We start from the raw sequence: 17,336 nt of genomic DNA on the forward strand, positions 1-17,336 counted from the left end.
TTACCCTCTTTTTAAATACGTGTTAAAAGAGGGTAAGTCGAATGATTGAATCTGTTTTTGTAAGAAAGCTGGCTGCCAAACGATTGTTAAAAACAACTGCCTGAGCAGGAAAGGCGTAACCAATTACTTACTGCGTTAAATACTTTATACAAGAGTTTTAATCTGGAACTGTTAAGAGGAGAAGCGGGAATAAAACTCTTTGCCAAACTTCATAGTAAGCTTTGAAATATTGCGTATACAAGTATACGAGTATTCTTGTATACGCATATACATATTTATTTGTAGATGGATTAAGTGACTCTTATTAAATAAAACTGAATTAATTCTTTTCTTTAAGCATGGCCTTGTACAATCACTTTTGTGGGAGATCGGAAAAGAAATCCCTTAATCCCTTGGGCAAGTAAATAGGTATACACATAGATGGATATACAAATATATATGTATATGCACATACGAATATACATTGAATTCTACTTTTTGTTCTTCCTGCGTCCTTCTTTAATGGATAAAAGCGAATCACTAAGGAAGTAATAAGCAAGATCAAGTAGAACAGTTTAAACATTCATATCGCACGTCGGGCATTCTTATATAAGAACCAAACTGAAAAATGTAGTAGAAAACCAGTAAACTCCACTTGCCAGATATCTTTATTTCTTTGAGCAGGAAAAAGTCTTTATGAATGTTAGGCATCTAATAAAGAGAGGCAGACAAAAAAATAAAAATAATAGCCTGACCATGGAAGCTTTACGAATATACAAGTATATATGTATGTTCATATACATATATATACGTATACTAGTCTATTTGTATATGAATATACACGCTTAAAAGGAAGTACATACGGGCAGGGTCTTTGCTTACAACCAACAGCCTTATCAGCAAATAAGTAGAAAAGATTACGTAGTTAGCTTCTTTGATATTGCGGTAGCATGTTTCAACATTCAGCTTAACTCACGTTCATGTGGGTCTTTCTATATGTTCCTGGGCTTGTTAGCAGGCTGCTTGCTCCCCTTCCCTTTCATAAAAAGCTAACGGGCTAAAGAAGACGATCAAACGCCTTATGGGACCATTTGTTGCTTTACCAAACGGGGTCCTGTTTAAAGGCTAAGAAATATACTTTTGTTCATTGGGAAAAAGAAACATGAGGAGAGTAAGGAGTAAAACTGAAAAACCGTATAGAGAGGTGAACTGCTGGCAGGGAGCTTAAATTCGCTTAAGAGGAAAATCAATTTCTGCTTGTGAAACGAACCATTCTTTATGCAGGTAATAAAGAAGGTTCATCTTAATCATAGGCTAAGTAAATTACAAATATACAAGTATATATGTATTCGTGTATATGAGTATATATGTAAATAAGTATATACGTATACATATCTATAAGTATACATTATAGCCGTGCCTGCTCTGTTTATCTCTTGAAGGAAAACATTTTATACATGTCACAGTTCTAAAACATTTTAAATTCTTCCCTGGAAGGCCTCTCCGTTCATGACTATGTTTAGTGGAGTGATAAAATTTTTAAAGCAAGGGGATTGTTCCCTCTCTCTCACCACTCAATATACCTAACAGTTATCATAATGAGAAGAGCTTACAGTCTTTTATATCACTCAAGCAAAGATTAAATCAATTGGGCAGCCTTCAATAGAATATAAAAAAAGCCCCCCTTTTACTTACAGAGCAAGTGAAACGGGCTCTTTTCATCTCCCCTATAGTTTGTTTTCGAAACAATCTTTTACCGTGTTTCTTCTATTATATGGTGAACGTAATGAACGTAGAGCGAATAGGAAGCAGTGAGAAAAAGTAAAAAGGTTTGTTATTCGCTAAAATCCAAGTTGCTTGGGGAGCTTTTCAATGACCAGCATATTGGTTACAGGTACTTTTTTGTCTACTTCCTCTAAACAAAACCCATCTGCCCATACTCTTCCTTTCAAATGAGTAAAACACCAAAGAAAACGAGGCGCTTTGTTTAGGAATATCCAATACGATAGAATAATGATTCCAGTCAGTTGTCCCTTCAATTGAGCAATCGCTCACATTATCAAATTGTAGTGTGTCACCGTCTACATTGTCTACCGCAGCCAAGCTGCACACTTTGTAGCATTTTCCTTTTTTAAATAGCGGGACAATTTTAATGCTTCCCTACAAATTGCCCGGCTTGTACAAAAAATTAGCGCCGCATTCCCCTTCAAAATCTCCGATTTAGTGGGGGTTAGGCGCTAAGGTCTTAATTCTTCCTACTCTTCTATATATTTTTTCATTAGACCCATTGCCGCTTCTTATTTATAATCACTCATATTGATTCTCTTTTCGTTTTACAATTGATTTCCATTTTGATACGATCAACGTATCATAAGGACTAAAAAATGGAAAGGAGGGTTTGGTCATGAAAGTTGCGAAGTCACTGCTGCACAAAATTACAAACCGGACCGAAATCTTCAATGATAAGCTGGATATTTATAATGATGCCCTGTCTTTCATCATTCAAGTGATCGACAAAGAGTTTGATAATACCGACGACCTGACAACCAAATCGATTGTACCGGCAGTAGAAAAACTGATTCACGCAACCAAATCAAACCCTCAACCTAAATACAAAGAGTTTAAGGATCGCTTTTACAAATTTCCGTCCTACTTCCGCCGAAGTGCTATTGCTTCTGCTTTTGGCAAAGTAAAGAGCTTTCGCTCTAACTATCAAAACTGGGAAAAAGAGCAGAAGTATGCTCTTTACGCAGGGAAGAAATTCAGGAAACAGCCTCCCCGCCTGCAGACGGAACATAAGGAATTTCCTGTTTTTTTATAAAGGGAATATGTTCAACAAAACATCCGCTACCACTGCGCAAATTAAGGTATTCCATCAGAATGACTGGGTATGGGTAGATATCGAGTTTAAAGGGCAGGACCTCTACAAACGCGGTGTCTGGGAATGGAAAGAGAACAATCCTAAGCTGATTAAGCGGGGAAAGAAATTCTTCCTTTCCATCAGCTATGAAAACAAAGTCACTTTAGCAAAAACGCCTATTCAAGAACAAAAAGTGTGCGCGGTAGATCTCGGAGTCACGAACTCTGCGGTTTGTTCAATTATCGATGTAAGAGGTACTGTCTTAGGCCGGATATTTATCAACCAGCCTAAAGAAAAAGACCGTCTGCAGACGTTAACGAACAAGCTGCGGAAAGCCCAGCGGGCAAGCGGCCGCATTCAGGCACCGATTTTTTGGCGGCAGATCAATGGGTACCAGCAGCATATTGTCCGCCACACAAGCCAGGAAATTATAAAATTTGCAGCAAAGCATGGCTGTGACGTCATCGTATTCGAATATCTGGGCAAAATGAAAATCCCAAAAGGATTTTATGGAGCCAGGAAACTTCGTTTCAAGCTTCACGGATGGCGGAAAATAGGCATCCAGAACAAAGTGGAAGAAATGGCGCACTCCCTGGGCATGCGGATTTCCCGGATCAATCCGCGAAACACCAGCGCCCTGGCATTTGATGGCTCTGGAAAAGTGGAACGGAACCGGAAAAAAGACCTTGCCACGTTTTCAACGGGCAAAGTCTATCACGCGGATTTATCTGCTTCTTATAATATCGGGGCCCGTTATTTCATTCGGGCTTTTCAAAAAACCATTTCGGAAACGAAATGGTTGTCACTTCAGGCAAAAGTTCCTGAGCTGGCAATAAGGACATCCCAGACCTTGTCTTCGTTCATTAGTCTCCATCATGCACTCGGGCTTCCGAAGGAAGCTTAACCCGCTGATGTTGTACTGTATTCAAAATAAGGGATGCTCCATCAAAATCTTTGATTTAGGTGGAGAGGTTCACAACCTTGCATCCTTGGCCCAAACTGCTGTACATTTGTTTCACTTTTTGCGGCGAGCAGCCCGGCTTTAGTTCCTATTTGAAAAACATTCGTATCTATAGAGATGTCATATAGTTCGGGGGTTGAACCACTTAAATACCAGCCTTTAATGGATTCAGTCATACTCATAGCTTGTTCCTCCCCTTCGATCCATATGTTTTTCATCGTTTGGCGATACTTTCCTGAAGGCAAGTTGTATACTTCTTTAAACGTCGCGTGAATGCTTCCTGTGATTGAAAGTGAAATAAAAAGCGATTGTGATAAGGAGTTTCTCAGAATGCAATAATAGCGTTGCAGCCATAGCGAGCCGGCGAATACGAATATATTCACCAATTGACTTACCTGTTTCTTGTTTAAAGACACGCAGCCAATGATGTTTAGAGTATCCCGTTACAGCTGGAAAAGAATTCAATTGCAGATCCTCTGTTAAGTTTCTTTCGATGAAAGCAATCACTTTTTGTGTAACCTCGCTATCATACATTACGCTCACCTCAAAATCACCATATCGAATATGGAAGGAATTGTTTGATTCATATTGCTAAGAGCAGCTCATCCGAAATCATGGTTTGTTTTCTATTATCATTGTTTTAAATATTAATATTAATATTAGTACTAACATAGATATTGAAAAGAAGGGGCTGACAAACTTATCATTAAGCTTATTTTCAGCACAAAACAAATATACATAAATACATATATACACATATACTAATATACAAGTATCATTGTATATTAGTATATGTGTATATGAATGAAAAATATTTCGTAGTAAATCAATGTTGCTATCAGTACGAGTACGGTTACTGCACGTCATTCCCCTTTGTTCTTCCGCTCTCTTATAAAATATTTACACGATCAAGACCGGTAAAGCGAGTATCCATATCATCATTTATTTTCTGTTTGTTTTAATCACAATCATTCGATTAAGTTGACATGTAAAATAAGGTGCCAAAAGATATTAGCTTAAACGGGGTGGTTATATTCCATACAATGAAAATATTATGGTGAATGTCCAGGCTTATACTGATGAGTTCTTTCTATATAATAGGCGTCACAAAACAAATACGAAATTCACCTCCCATAAAAGCACTAACAGTATATATAATGGCTCAACTGAAATAAAAGTAAAAGCATAATTGGTATTGTTTCTCATATAAATATTTCTACTAATTAAATACGTAATTTGACTTCCACAGAGACAACTTTTTAATATCAACGATTGTATTAATATCAATACTAATATTAGTACTAACATGAATATGATCAGTCATACTACATTCTACATTCATTGCCATATCTGTATCAAAAAAGATACGTACTTTATTTTTAAATAATGTATTAAAAATAAATACTTCTTTAATAAAACCGCCTATTCAATGTAAGGATTAAATGAAGTAAAAGGTTTGAAATGAAAATGAAAACGGCCATCAATAAGGAATTTAAGCTTTGTACGGCATCTAGATTAGCTTTCATATGGATCACGACTCTCTTTTAAACATCAAGCAGCTATTGACGTTGAAATGTTTATTGCTATGAATAATGAGCAGGCCTCGCTAATAGAATATATATTAGTGGGTTTCTATATAAAAAGAATCAGCTTAAATAGAGAGAAAGGGTGGTTAGAAAATGAGAGTAATTGCTGTCAACAATAATAAAGGCGGGTCTTTAAAGACGACGACAGCAACAAACCTGGCTGGCGTTTTGGCAGCCGAGGGAAAACGAGTGTTAATCATTGATGCAGACAATCAAAGCAATGTGGCTTTGTCGTTTGGGAAAAATCCAGATGAGTTTGAAGTTAGCTTGTATGATGTACTGATCAATCAGCTGGATCCAAAAAAAGCGGTTCAAAACGTCTATGAAAACTTAGATATTCTCCCAGCGAATGATGATTTAATTGGATTTGATTTTGAGGTGATTGGTAAAAGCAAAAAATATCGCGCACCTTTCTCGATTATGCAGAAAACATGCAGCTCTTTGCGGGATGACTATGAATATATTTTAATTGATACGCCGCCGTCTCTTTCTTTAATGGTCGGAAATGTATTTGCTTTCGCAGATTCCGTTTTAATTCCATTTTCTCCGGAGAGTTATTCCATGCGTTCATTAGTAAAAGTATTGGGAACCATTGATGATTTTAAAGAACAGTTTAACCCTGAGCTGCGGGTGCTTGGAGTTGTTGGAACAATGGTTAATTTCCAGACGATTTTACATCAGGAAGTGATGCAGGAAACACGAAGATATTGCGCCGAAAGCCAGATTCATTTATTTGATTCCTATATTCCAAGAAGCATTCGATTTGCCAGCAGTGTAGCATACGAAAAAGTGCCGGCTACACTTGCAAAAAAGTCCACTGATATTGCAAAAAGCTACTTTGAATTATGGAAGGAGATTAAAGAAAATGAGCAAGCAAGGTAAAGGACTAGCAGGGTTCGGAGCCGTCGCTGCAACAGCCGGTGCAAGGGTACAGCCAGAGAGAGAAAAACAGCTTGAAGCTAAGGTGGAAAAGATCCACAGCATGGAGAATACAGAGCAGATAAGAGAAGAAAAACAGCAAGATGCATTGAGTAATAGTGTAGGGGACATTCTCCATTCTGTTACTAAAAAGCCCAAGCCTGTTCTTAAGCGGCAGATCAGTGCTTATATTGATGAAGATGTGGCAAAGAAATTGGACAAGTTTGGGAAGGAACACGGGAAGGGAGCCAAGTCTGAGTTAATCAATAATTTTTTAAAAAGCGTACTAAAGTAGAAGTATACATGTATATTTATATACATGTATATGAATATATTAGTATATGTGTATATAGAAACCAGGAACTTATATATGAAAATGAAAAGCTGCTTTTAGAGAAGACAGCGTCTGCTGCCTGTTCTTAAGAGCAGCTTTTTTGCAGTTAGCTCTATAAGAATAAAAGAAAATAATAAATATTTTTGTACATCTTCGTTAAAGTATTGTTGTTTGGGAGCAGTTTAGATAGTATAGTGTAGGGGGCATTTGTACAGAACATTATTAACGGAGTGAGCTTCTTGATTTTTAATTCGTTTGAATTTATTTTTATGTTTCTTCCGGTTGTGTTTATTGTTTATTTTGCTTTAAACAAAATTAATTTCACGTTATCAAAAACCTGGTTGTTTTTAGCTTCTTTATTTTTCTACGGCTGGTGGAATCCGATTTATCTGCCGCTGCTTTTGCTTTCTTTAACAGTTAACTATATTATCGGTACCAACCTTGGAAAAATGCATAATCAAAAGAGCAAAAAGATTCTGCTCACAGTTGGGATTTTGTTTAATATTAGTTTGCTGGGCTACTTTAAATATCATGATTTCTTTGTGGAAAATGTAAATGCCGTTTTTGGCACTGATTTTGTGATTTTAAATTTGGTTCTTCCGCTGGCGATCAGCTTTTACACGTTTCAAAAGATTCCTTATCTTGTTGATTCCTACCGTGGAGAAACAAAAGGCTACAATCCATTAAACTATGGCTTGTTTCTTACCTTTTTCCCACAGCTGATTGCCGGACCGATTGTTCAGCATAATGATGTAATGGTTCAATTTGAAGATAAAGAAAATCGGAAAATAAACTATAACAATATTGCAACCGGTCTTTTTATCTTTGGAATCGGGCTGTTTAAAAAAGTAGGAATTGCAGATACGTTTGCTGTATGGGCGAATGCCGGATACAGCACACCGGAAAACCTAACATTTGTGGATTCGTGGGTGACATCCCTATCCTATACATTCCAGCTTTACTTTGATTTCAGCGGATACTCTGATATGGCCATTGGGGCAGCTTTGTTGTTTAATATTGTGCTGCCGGTCAACTTTAATTCCCCATACAAAGCGCTAAGTATTCAGGATTTCTGGAGAAGATGGCATATGACACTTTCCAGATTTTTAACGAATTATATCTATATCCCGCTTGGAGGAAATCGCAAAGGAGCCGTCAGAACCTATCTAAACATTTTAGCTGTCTTTTTTATCAGCGGAATTTGGCATGGAGCCGGGTGGACATTTATTATTTGGGGTATCATGCACGGTGTAGCAAGTGTGATCAACCGATTGTGGAATCGGGCAGGCTTTAAGCTTCCTAAACTGCTGGCATGGTTTATTACTTTCCAATTTGTCAATGTGGCATGGGTGTTCTTCCGTGCTCCATCGGTGGAAGTCGCTCTTCAGGTTTTAAAAAGTATGATCGGTTTAAACGGATTCAGCCTGCCAGATGATTTACAGAACAAAGTGTTTAACACCTTGAACCTTCCATATTATGATTTTACGATTATGGATAGCTTCGCAAAAGGAGCACTTCTGCTTGTCATTGCATTTGGGATTGCTGTTTTTGCTAAAAACTCTATTCAGCTGAAAGATGCATTTAAGCCAAATTGGCCGACAGCTGTTTATCTGGCTGTCCTGGTTATTTATTCGGTTCTTCAATTACAAAATGTATCAGAATTTCTGTACTTTAACTTTTAAAAGGAAAAGCTGCCGCTATGGCAGCTTTTTTTGATAGAAAAAATCATGGCTGTGCCCGCCCGCTATTTGTTTAACGAACAGTGATTGACCCATATGTGATGAATTGTCATAATAAATGAAACGAAGTCATGAACAGGGAGTATGAATGTGAAGATACAGGCGATTTCAAAAGAGCAGGCATGGGAAATCAGGCACGTTGTGATGTGGCCTGAACGGGAACTCGAATATATTCAATTAAAAGACGATGATAAAGGTCTTCACTACGGTCTATACAGCGGTAATAAACTCGTTTCTGTTGTATCGTCATTTGAAAGAGATACTGAAATGCAGTTTCGTAAATTTGCGACCCTCCAGGAAGAGCAGGGAAAAGGGTATGGCAGCGAACTGCTTCATTTTCTTTTAAATGAAGCACAAAAGCGGGGCGTAAAAAGAATATGGTGCAACGCAAGAAAAGAAAAAACGCCGTTTTACCAGAAGTTCGGCCTGGTTGAGACAGGGCAATGTTTTCAACGAGATCAGAAGAAATACATGGTGATGGAAAAGGTCTTTTACTAACAAATAGGAAACGAGTGAGAAAATGAACGATTTTTCAATTCAAAAGCCAATCCCGTATTATGAACAGTTTTATCATTCAATTAAAAAAATGATTTTTGAGGGAACATTCAAGCCGGGTGAGCGAATTGTCGAAAATCAGCTGGCCAAAGAATTTGGAGTGAGCAAAAGCCCAATTCGGGAAGCCATCCGAATGCTGGAAAATGAAGGGTTAGTCGTAACAGATGAAAAATCAAGAGTAAAAGTTTATGAACCGACGATTCAGGACGTAGAAGAAATTTATTTTTGCCGAATGGCTCTGGAATCATTTGCGGTTGAACGAATGACAAGTATGGCAACAAAGGAAGAAATTCAATCTATCCGCCAAGTGCTTCAAGAGACCGCCGAAGCCATTGAAAATGAAAGATCAGCGGAAGTGGTCGTCACATTAAATGAGCGGTTCCATCATTTGATTATTGCATACACACAAAATAAGCGCCTGCAGAAACAGCTGGATGGTTTAAAATCTCTTACGCACTTTTTTCGGATTTTAAATCTTGAAGGAGAAAACAGGGCTGAGGTCATTTTGGAACAGCACCGTAAAATCTTTGGCTACATACAGAACAGAGAAGGAAAAAAAGCAGCAGACGAAATGATCAGCCATCTCAAGCTGGATCTGGATCATTTAAAAGAAGTGCTGCCAGAATGAACAGAAAACCAAAAATAAATCTAGTTTGGTAAGCTGCCGGCCATGAAAGTCGCAGCTTTTTGTTTTATTAAAAATAAAACGCTTGCATTGTTATAGGTTATTTTATATGATCATTTTATAAACGGTCGACCGCCGACCAAATACATACTTAATAAAATGGTGAAAAGGAGCGTAAACATGAAAAAGCTGAAAATAGCCAGTATCCCAGGAGACGGGATTGGGAAAGAAGTAGTGCCGGCAGCAACCGGTGTGTTGAAAACGATCGCAGAAATTCATGGCGGATTATCTTTTGAATTTGAAGAGTTTCCTTGGAGCTGTGAATACTATCTGGAGCACGGACACATGATGCCGGAAGATGGAATGGACAAACTAAAAGATTTTGATTCGATTTTTTTAGGAGCGGTGGGAAATTTACAGCTTGTTCCGGATCATATATCACTATGGGGGCTGCTGATTAAAATACGTCGTGAATTTGAGCAGCAGATCAACATACGCCCTGCAAAAGTCATGAAAGGTGTTCGGTCGCCGCTTGTAAACCCAAAAGATTTTGATCTGATTGTAGTCAGAGAAAACAGTGAAGGCGAATACAGCTCGGTTGGCGGAAATATGTACAGAGGTGAAGATGAAATTGCGATTCAAAATGCGGTCTTCTCCCGAAAAGCAACTGAAAAAGCGATGCGCTACGCATTTGAATTAGCTGCAAAGCGGAAAAAGCATGTGACCAGTGCAACAAAATCAAATGGCATTACATTCTCTATGCCATTTTGGGACAGCGTTTTTAAAGAGGTAGCCAAAGACTATCCGGATATTCAGCATGATTCCCAGCATATTGATGCTTTGTCTGCTTTTTTTGTTACACGTCCTGAGCGTTTCGATGTGATTGTAGCGAGCAATTTATTCGGTGATATTTTAACAGACTTGGGTGCAGCCATTATGGGCAGTATTGGCATTGCGCCGGCAGCTAATATTAATGTAAACGGGAAATATCCGTCTATGTTTGAACCTGTTCACGGGTCGGCACCTGATATCGTTGGAAAGGGAACGGCCAACCCGATTGGCCAAATTTGGACAGCTAAACTGATGCTGGATCACTTTGGAGAAGAAGAGCTTGGAGCTGTGTTACTGGATGTAGTAGAAAGCGTGACAAATGACGGCATCTTAACGCCAGATATCGGCGGAAGCAGTACCACAAATGAAGTGACAGCCGAAGTGATAAAGCGATTGAAAGAAGTTGACCGAAAAGGAAAATAGGATGCTTTATTAAAGAGAAGAACTAAACGCCTTTTCCTCATACACAATAGGTTACGGAAAAAGCACTGAAAGGCACCCCAATGGTTGAACAAAAAATCAACGATCGGGGTGTTTCTTTGTGTGAAAATATTGTAAGTAAGTAAAAGCAAGCAGGGGGGGCCTTCTCCTTTATTCACAACGAGCTGGATGGCCTTCTTCAACTTAAACGAGCCATCCGTTCTGCCATAGAAACAGCCAGCTATATATAATAGAAGAAACTCGTCTACCTGAAGTGTGACACCCATTTTTTCCCATTTTCTCCGCCTGCTTTAATATCTCATGTAATAATCTTGAAATATCATTTTTTACAGATATGCTTATAGTCGAAGCAAGGAAAAGTGAGAAACTATCCATTTCATTCGAACGTTTTAAAATGCTAATGACAGCGGAAAAATACAGAGTGAGACATACATTTTATTCTTTAGGGAACGAAGGTACAAAGGAGCTTGTGTCTATAGCGGCAGAGTTTACAATTATGCAATAAAATACAGCATAACGTAGAATCGGTAAACTTTCAGCTTTTTCAACATCTCAAAGATAGAGAGAAATGATCTTTTAGGATCACAGATCTTTTAAAAGAGTATGATACAATTTAAATTGGGTGTTTTCACAAATAAGGGATTTATTTACATATTGATTAAAAAACCTTGCCAAGAGATGAGTGAGCAAGAATTACTTGCCGAAATAGCTGTCATACATAAACGGACAAAGTTTAAGCCAGGGCAGTCCATCCAGGATGAAAAATGGCATGATTCTTCTTAACCCCGACAATAAACAAAACCATGACTGGTATGAGAATGATAAGGAATATGATTTTGGCGTAGGTTGCCGTAATTGTACTGTAGGGTAAGGAAAAAAAGGGGAGCCCAAAGTGTAAAATAAATTACTGTTTATAGAAGTTACATGAATACCACTTTTTCTGTAGGATACATAAAGCGGATTTTTAAGGAGGAAAAAATGACAGGAGAACATTATGTTCAGAGTTCCTGAGCTGGCAATAAGGACATCCCAGACCTTGTCTTCGTTCATTAGTCTCCATCATGCACTCGGGCTTCCGAAGGAAGCTTAACCCGCTGATGTTGTACCGTATTCAAGATAAGGGATGCTCCATCAAAATCTTTGATTTAGGTGGAGAGGTTCACATAGAACCATTAGGAATACCAGATTTTATCGTCAATCGCCTGCTGGTATTCTATAATAATAGAAAAGGAGGCGGTTCAGGTGTTAATCGATTTTCAATTAAGGGACAAAGACGATGTACAAAAATTGAATAAAATTGCGCAAAGCCATTCATTCGATATATGGGTGCAGAGCGACAATCAGCTGTTTGATGCAAAAACCCTTCTAGCTTTCTATACACTTCCGTTTAATAAGCCGCTTCACATTGTAGTAGAAGACGATGTAGACACATCGCTGCTCCGCAAAGAACTATCGTCTTTATAAAGTGATTCACGCAAAAAACGTTTCAGCCTGCAGGCAAGGACTGCAGGCTTTTTTGTATTTTACACAACATAAAACCCTTTTACTGCTTCCTCTCCATATTCCTACAATAATAAATTAAATTGTGTTGCTTTTCGGTGGCAGGCATAAATCTAGCGGCAGAAACAACAGCAAAAGAGAACTAGATGGTTGAAAGAACAAGTAGTGCGGAAAAGCTATGTCAGCAAAAAGTATACGTAAAAGCACCGCCTTTTCATTGAAAAAGCGGTGCTTTTTGTTAGTTCATAATTCGTTTTGCTCCAATGTACCGTTTAGACCAATAAGAATTGTTCATCGATGAAATGCTTACTCCGTTTGAAGAAGAAGCATGGATAAATTGATTTCCGCCAAGATAAATACCGGCATGAGAAGCGCCTTTTTTATACGTTTCAAAAAACACAAGATCGCCTTTTTTCAGTGAAGATACTTTTGTGCCGGTTTTATAGATTTCCGCAACCGTTCTTGGGATGCTGACACCTGCGCCCTTTTTGAATGCATATTGTAAAAATCCGCTGCAGTCAAAGCCGCTTGGAGTGGTTCCGCCCCATTTATATGGCGTACCCGTATGCTTTTTCGCTTCGCTAATCACGCTTGAAACACTGCCATAAGAAGCAGATTTCACTTTTGATGATGTTGTTTTGCTTACACCTAATGCTTTGTATGTATTAGCCCCAACAATTCCGTCAGCCCGCAAGCCGTTCTTTCTTTGGAAATTCATAACGGCTCTTTTGGTGCTTTTTCCAAAATAAGAATTTCGGTGGCTTGAATTAAAGAAACCTTTCTTCTGGAGTAAACCTTGTAATTGGATTACGTCTTGATGTTTCATATTTGCTTTTAATGTCCGGTCGCCTAACGCTGCTTCACTGTTAAGTGGCCCGCTAAGCAAAATGCCAGTGACTGTCAATGCCGCTATCAATTTTTTCAAGTTTATTTTCCTCCTGGAATCCGTTTCTCATTTTTTATAGTTTAATATTTTGTTACCTTTATTATATTTTGGAAGTATAACAACTTAGTTGCAGAAATATTTCATTTTTACAACAAAAATAGGGGATTATCGATGTTTTTGGTAAATTTTATGAGTAAAGGAAAGTTTTTTAATGAAAATATCTGATAACTGCAATACTAATGAAAAGAGAAAAATCAAAATATAAATAGGATATATATGGAATCAATGACCTCAATGACCTCGTAAAATTTTCTTCTCATTTTATGTTTGAATGAAGGTGGGATGAAGATCTTTGAAGAGAAGAAGAATAAGCAAAATAGATAAACCTTCGTTATTAACGAAAAAGTTTGTGGAATTTATGAACATAATCTAGTTTTTTGTCTTTTTTTCTTATAGAATAGATAAAAAGAACCATTATAAAAGGGGGATGTAGGGTGCGAAAAGAAAGCGTTTTCTTAAAGTTGATGCTTTTGATTACGGTTATGATTTTTGCCACTGCTTTTGTTGTCAGCAGTATAAGCTACTATTTAACCAAAAAAGAATTGACCGAAGCAGGGAAAGAAGATATGAAGCATCTTGTAGAAACTTCGCTTGTGACTCTTACGTTGTTAAACGAGCAGGTTGAGGCGGGAGCCTTAAGCCTTGAAGAGGCAAAAGAGAGAGCAAGGGTTCTCCTGATAGGGCCAAAAAAAGGAGATATATATGATCACACACAGTCCAGCTTCCTTTATAAGCAGGACGGCTATCTTGTTGCGTATGGGCAGGACTTTTCTTCCGAACTTCATCCAAAAAACCCGGTTGGAGATATACCGAGTGATACGACTAACCGGGAAAATATGGTTCAAGCTTCAAAACAGACGGAGGCAAAAAAACGATATGTATATTTTCCCGATACGTTAGACGATGGAACAGCCGTAACGAAAACAGCCTATATGTCTTACTTTGAACCATGGCAATGGTCGGTTGGGATGATTGTGCTGGATGACCAATTTTATCAGGAGCTGGTCAAGCTAAAATGGTATATGATCGCAGCAGGAATCGGCATGACAGCCGCCAGCGTTCTCGTATTTTACACGGCATCCCGCAAAAAAATAAAGCTTTTGGAGCAAATTGCGGCTGCTTTTTCGGCTATTTCCAGTAAGAAGCTAAATGATCAGAAGCTGCCCGAGTCAAAAGATGAAATCGGCCGGCTGGGCACATCCTTTAATGAAATGAATAAGCAGCTGAGCCATTTGGTTGGCCGGCTACAGGAAACAAGCAGCCAAGTTGTTGATGCTTCAGCTTCGGTATCTGCTATATCGGAAGAAACCGCAGCGGGCAGCGAAGAAGTGGAAAGAGCGATTACAAGTATTGCTTCGGGTACTGTAGAGCAGGCAGCTGACCTCGATACGACAAATTCCAGCTTAAATCAGCTTAACCATTCGATTCGATCAATAAATAACCAGAACGAGCAGATTAAAGAAATGACAGAACACTCGCAAAAAGCCGTATCACAGGGTCAGGGAATGGTTCGCCAGCTCAAACAATCGAACGAAGAGTCCTTGTCCTCTTCAAATGAAGTAAGTAAAAACATTTCCAGTTTATATCTGAAAATTACGGAAATCTCGCGTATTACAGATACGATTGAAAGCATAGCGGCTGAAACAAATCTGCTGGCGCTCAATGCAAGCATTGAAGCAGCAAGGGCAGGCGAACATGGAAAAGGTTTTGCGGTCGTAGCGAGCGAAGTAAGAAAGCTGGCCGAACAGTCTAATCAATCCACCAAGCAGATTCAAGGAATGATTATGGGTATTGAAGCAGAAACAGAAAAAACGGTGCTGGCCGTATCCCAAACCATTGACCGTTCACAGCAGCTCGACGCAGCCGTAAAAGGAACGGAAGAAGGCTTTGCCCGCATTTCAGAAGTGATCTCTCAGACAGCCGAGGGGGTTCAATTGTTAAACAGCGAATTGCAAAAAGTGATGATGCAAAGCAAAGAAATTTCTGAAGCTGTCCAAAAAGCGTCTTACGTTTCAGAGCAGACAGCAGCATCAGTAGAGGAAATTACTGCATCTATTGATGAACAAGGTCAAGCTATCGCTCAGCTGGCCCTTTCAGCTGAAGCGATGACAAACCTAAGCCGGGAGCTTAATTCGTTAACAGAACAATACTCTATTGGCTAATGTGAGTATACGGATATACACACATACATATATACACATATACAAATATACAAAAATACTCGTATACACTTTATTGAAAGTTTGATGTTTACTGGTTTTGGTTCACGTGTACGTCTGCTGGATTATCGGTTAGAATAAAGGAAAGAAGCTACAGGAGACGATAGTGTGGGAAAAAAGGAATCAGGACTTGCTTATGTGCAGGCATATGAATATGTTCGGGATAAAATTTTAAGCGGAGAGCTCGAGCGGGGAACAAAGCTAGTAGAAGAAAGACTTGCAGAAGAAATGGGCATCAGCCGGACACCTGTCAGAGAATCTATACGAAAACTGGAGCAGGAAGGGCTGATTAAGCAAAAACGGGTGGTTAATCCAAGCGATATGGACCTTCGCCACATTTTTCAAGTGCGTATGTTGCTTGAAGGGTACGCGGCACGCCACTGTGCCAGTTATATGACGGAAGAAGCACTGGAGAAGCTGAAGCAATGTGTGGATATCGGCCGGACGGGTACAGTAGAAGAGGTTATGTCCGCCAATAAGGAGTTTCATGAGCTTATTGTAAAGGCTACACACAATCCAGTCATGATAGATATTTTGGACCGCATGCAGTCTATTATTTATTTGTTTCGAAAAACGGTTGTATACCACAAACGGCCATTTTTAATTGATGAGCATGAAGAAATCTACAACGCGATTGTGCAGCATGATGGTGACCAGGCAGAAGAATTGATGAAAAAACATCTACAGCTGGATTTAGAATTTTGTTTGAATAGAATGTAAAAAGCAGCTAAGCAGATTAGCTGCTTTTTATTTTTACATATTTGATTACAGGTTAGAAGAAATCAACCAAAGGGGAGCTTAGTATTTTAAGGAACGATCAAAATGAATGTATACATTTTTAATATTTTTGTATACAAAATGAAAATAAATGTGTACAATAAAGTCGTAAAGTAATGAAAGCGTTCTACAAAACAATAAAGTCATCAAGAAAAAGGAGAGACTTCATATGACTAAAACAATTGGATTTATCGGCTTAGGCATTATGGGAAAACCAATGTCACTAAATCTATTAAAAGCAGGCTTTAACGTAAGCGTTTACGATTTAAATACAAAAGCAGTGGAAGCACTTGTAGAAGCAGGCGGAAAAGCGGCAGCACCTGCTGAAATGGGAGAAACTTGTGACGTCATTATTACGATGCTTCCTGCTTCCCAGCATGTTAAACAAGTAGTGCTTGGTGAAGGCGGTATTTTGGAAACGGCTACAGAAGGAACCGTTATTATTGATATGAGCTCGATTTCGCCGGTAGCTTCAGTAGAAATTGCTGAAGAGGCAGCCAAAAAAGGAGTAGACATGATCGACGCACCGGTCAGCGGCGGTGAGCCAAAAGCCATTGATGGCACACTGGCTATTATGGCAGGCGGAAAAGAAAGCGCATTCGAATCCGTAAAAGATGTACTGCAGGCGGTTGGATCAGATGTAACATTGGTCGGCAAAAATGGCAGCGGTGTCACAGCTAAACTAGCCAATCAAATTATTGTCAATTTAAACATTGCAGCTATGTCGGAAGCACTTGTATTAGCTGCAAAAGCAGGAATTGATGTAGAAAAAATGTATCAGGCAATCCGGGGCGGTCTTGCGGGAAGCGCGGTGCTTGACGCCAAAGTGCCATTGATTTTAGACCGGAACTTTGTAGCAGGCGGCCGGATTGATATCAACTTAAAAGATCTCACAAATGTAATGGAGACAGCGCATGAAATTGGTGTTCCGCTCCCATTATCAAGCCAGCTGTTGGAGATTTTCCATGCCCTAAAAGTCGATGGAAAAGCAGGCGACGACCATGGCGGCATTGTTCAGTACTATGAAAAATTAGCAAATGTTGAAGTAAGAAAGGCGTAATGTAT

At 38.9% G+C, this 17,336-nt stretch carries 15 protein-coding genes; 12 read left to right on the forward strand and 3 right to left on the reverse strand.

Annotated features, from left to right (window positions below; all coding sequences use genetic code 11):
* Nucleotides 1-2,383: 2,383 nt before the first annotated feature.
* Nucleotides 2,384-2,800 (forward strand): hypothetical protein, encoded by a 417-nt coding sequence (locus RRU94_RS02905; RefSeq protein WP_315691735.1) that lies wholly within the window; start codon nucleotides 2,384-2,386, stop codon nucleotides 2,798-2,800.
* Nucleotides 2,718-3,743: an RNA-guided endonuclease TnpB family protein gene (locus tag RRU94_RS02910; RefSeq protein WP_315691736.1), complete on the forward strand. Its 1,026-nt coding sequence runs from the start codon at nucleotides 2,718-2,720 to the stop codon at nucleotides 3,741-3,743. The genes RRU94_RS02905 and RRU94_RS02910 overlap by 83 nt, the downstream gene beginning before the upstream one ends.
* A gap of 41 nt (nucleotides 3,744-3,784) precedes the next feature.
* Here the strand turns inward: RRU94_RS02910 and RRU94_RS02915 are convergent, their stop codons facing one another.
* Both RRU94_RS02915 and RRU94_RS02920 read right to left on the reverse strand, forming a co-directional pair.
* Nucleotides 3,785-3,982: a hypothetical protein gene (locus RRU94_RS02915; RefSeq protein ID WP_315691737.1), complete on the reverse strand. Its 198-nt coding sequence runs from the start codon at nucleotides 3,980-3,982 to the stop codon at nucleotides 3,785-3,787.
* A gap of 76 nt (nucleotides 3,983-4,058) precedes the next feature.
* The gene (locus tag RRU94_RS02920; RefSeq protein WP_315691738.1) at nucleotides 4,059-4,334 is read right to left on the reverse strand and encodes a helix-turn-helix domain-containing protein; all 276 of its coding nucleotides are present in this window, start codon (nucleotides 4,332-4,334) and stop codon (nucleotides 4,059-4,061) included.
* A gap of 1,145 nt (nucleotides 4,335-5,479) precedes the next feature.
* On the opposite strand from RRU94_RS02920, the gene RRU94_RS02925 reads away from it, so the two are divergent.
* The 7 genes from RRU94_RS02925 (at nucleotide 5,480) to RRU94_RS02955 (ending at nucleotide 12,293) form a co-directional block, all read left to right on the forward strand.
* On the forward strand, nucleotides 5,480-6,268 hold the full coding sequence (locus RRU94_RS02925) for a ParA family protein (RefSeq protein WP_315691739.1): 789 nt from the start codon (nucleotides 5,480-5,482) through the stop codon (nucleotides 6,266-6,268).
* A complete protein-coding gene (locus RRU94_RS02930; protein WP_315691740.1) occupies nucleotides 6,252-6,599 on the forward strand; it encodes a hypothetical protein in 348 nt (115 codons plus the stop codon). The genes RRU94_RS02925 and RRU94_RS02930 overlap by 17 nt, the downstream gene beginning before the upstream one ends.
* 278 nt (nucleotides 6,600-6,877) lie before the next feature.
* Complete coding sequence (locus tag RRU94_RS02935; protein ID WP_315691741.1) at nucleotides 6,878-8,320, forward strand: MBOAT family O-acyltransferase; 1,443 nt, start codon at nucleotides 6,878-6,880, stop codon at nucleotides 8,318-8,320.
* Between the two features lie 141 nt (nucleotides 8,321-8,461).
* Nucleotides 8,462-8,875 (forward strand): GNAT family N-acetyltransferase, encoded by a 414-nt coding sequence (locus tag RRU94_RS02940; RefSeq protein WP_410492957.1) that lies wholly within the window; start codon nucleotides 8,462-8,464, stop codon nucleotides 8,873-8,875.
* A 22-nt stretch (nucleotides 8,876-8,897) separates the two neighbouring features.
* Nucleotides 8,898-9,560 (forward strand): GntR family transcriptional regulator, encoded by a 663-nt coding sequence (locus RRU94_RS02945; RefSeq protein WP_315691743.1) that lies wholly within the window; start codon nucleotides 8,898-8,900, stop codon nucleotides 9,558-9,560.
* Nucleotides 9,561-9,737: 177 nt separating this feature from the next.
* The gene (locus RRU94_RS02950) at nucleotides 9,738-10,811 is read left to right on the forward strand and encodes a tartrate dehydrogenase (protein WP_315691744.1); all 1,074 of its coding nucleotides are present in this window, start codon (nucleotides 9,738-9,740) and stop codon (nucleotides 10,809-10,811) included.
* 1,260 nt (nucleotides 10,812-12,071) lie between these two features.
* On the forward strand, nucleotides 12,072-12,293 hold the full coding sequence (locus RRU94_RS02955; protein ID WP_315691745.1) for a hypothetical protein: 222 nt from the start codon (nucleotides 12,072-12,074) through the stop codon (nucleotides 12,291-12,293).
* A gap of 274 nt (nucleotides 12,294-12,567) precedes the next feature.
* Here RRU94_RS02955 and RRU94_RS02960 read toward each other — a convergent pair whose 3' ends face one another.
* Nucleotides 12,568-13,254 carry a C40 family peptidase gene (locus RRU94_RS02960; RefSeq protein WP_315691746.1) on the reverse strand — a complete coding sequence of 229 codons (687 nt, stop codon included), beginning with the start codon at nucleotides 13,252-13,254 and terminating at the stop codon, nucleotides 12,568-12,570.
* A gap of 455 nt (nucleotides 13,255-13,709) precedes the next feature.
* Here RRU94_RS02960 and RRU94_RS02965 point away from each other — a divergent pair, with 455 nt between their 5' ends.
* The 3 genes from RRU94_RS02965 to garR all read left to right on the forward strand — a co-directional run bounded on the left by RRU94_RS02965 (nucleotide 13,710) and on the right by garR (nucleotide 17,331).
* On the forward strand, nucleotides 13,710-15,437 hold the full coding sequence (locus RRU94_RS02965; RefSeq protein ID WP_315691747.1) for a methyl-accepting chemotaxis protein: 1,728 nt from the start codon (nucleotides 13,710-13,712) through the stop codon (nucleotides 15,435-15,437).
* A 165-nt stretch (nucleotides 15,438-15,602) separates the two neighbouring features.
* Complete coding sequence (locus RRU94_RS02970) at nucleotides 15,603-16,214, forward strand: GntR family transcriptional regulator (protein WP_315691748.1); 612 nt, start codon at nucleotides 15,603-15,605, stop codon at nucleotides 16,212-16,214.
* A 226-nt stretch (nucleotides 16,215-16,440) separates the two neighbouring features.
* The gene (garR, locus tag RRU94_RS02975; RefSeq protein ID WP_315691749.1) at nucleotides 16,441-17,331 is read left to right on the forward strand and encodes a 2-hydroxy-3-oxopropionate reductase; all 891 of its coding nucleotides are present in this window, start codon (nucleotides 16,441-16,443) and stop codon (nucleotides 17,329-17,331) included.
* The last annotated feature ends 5 nt before the right edge of the window (nucleotides 17,332-17,336 follow it).

It is taken from the genome of Domibacillus sp. DTU_2020_1001157_1_SI_ALB_TIR_016 (assembly GCF_032341995.1).
GTDB classification, from domain to species: Bacteria; Bacillota; Bacilli; order Bacillales; family Domibacillaceae; genus Domibacillus; species Domibacillus indicus_A.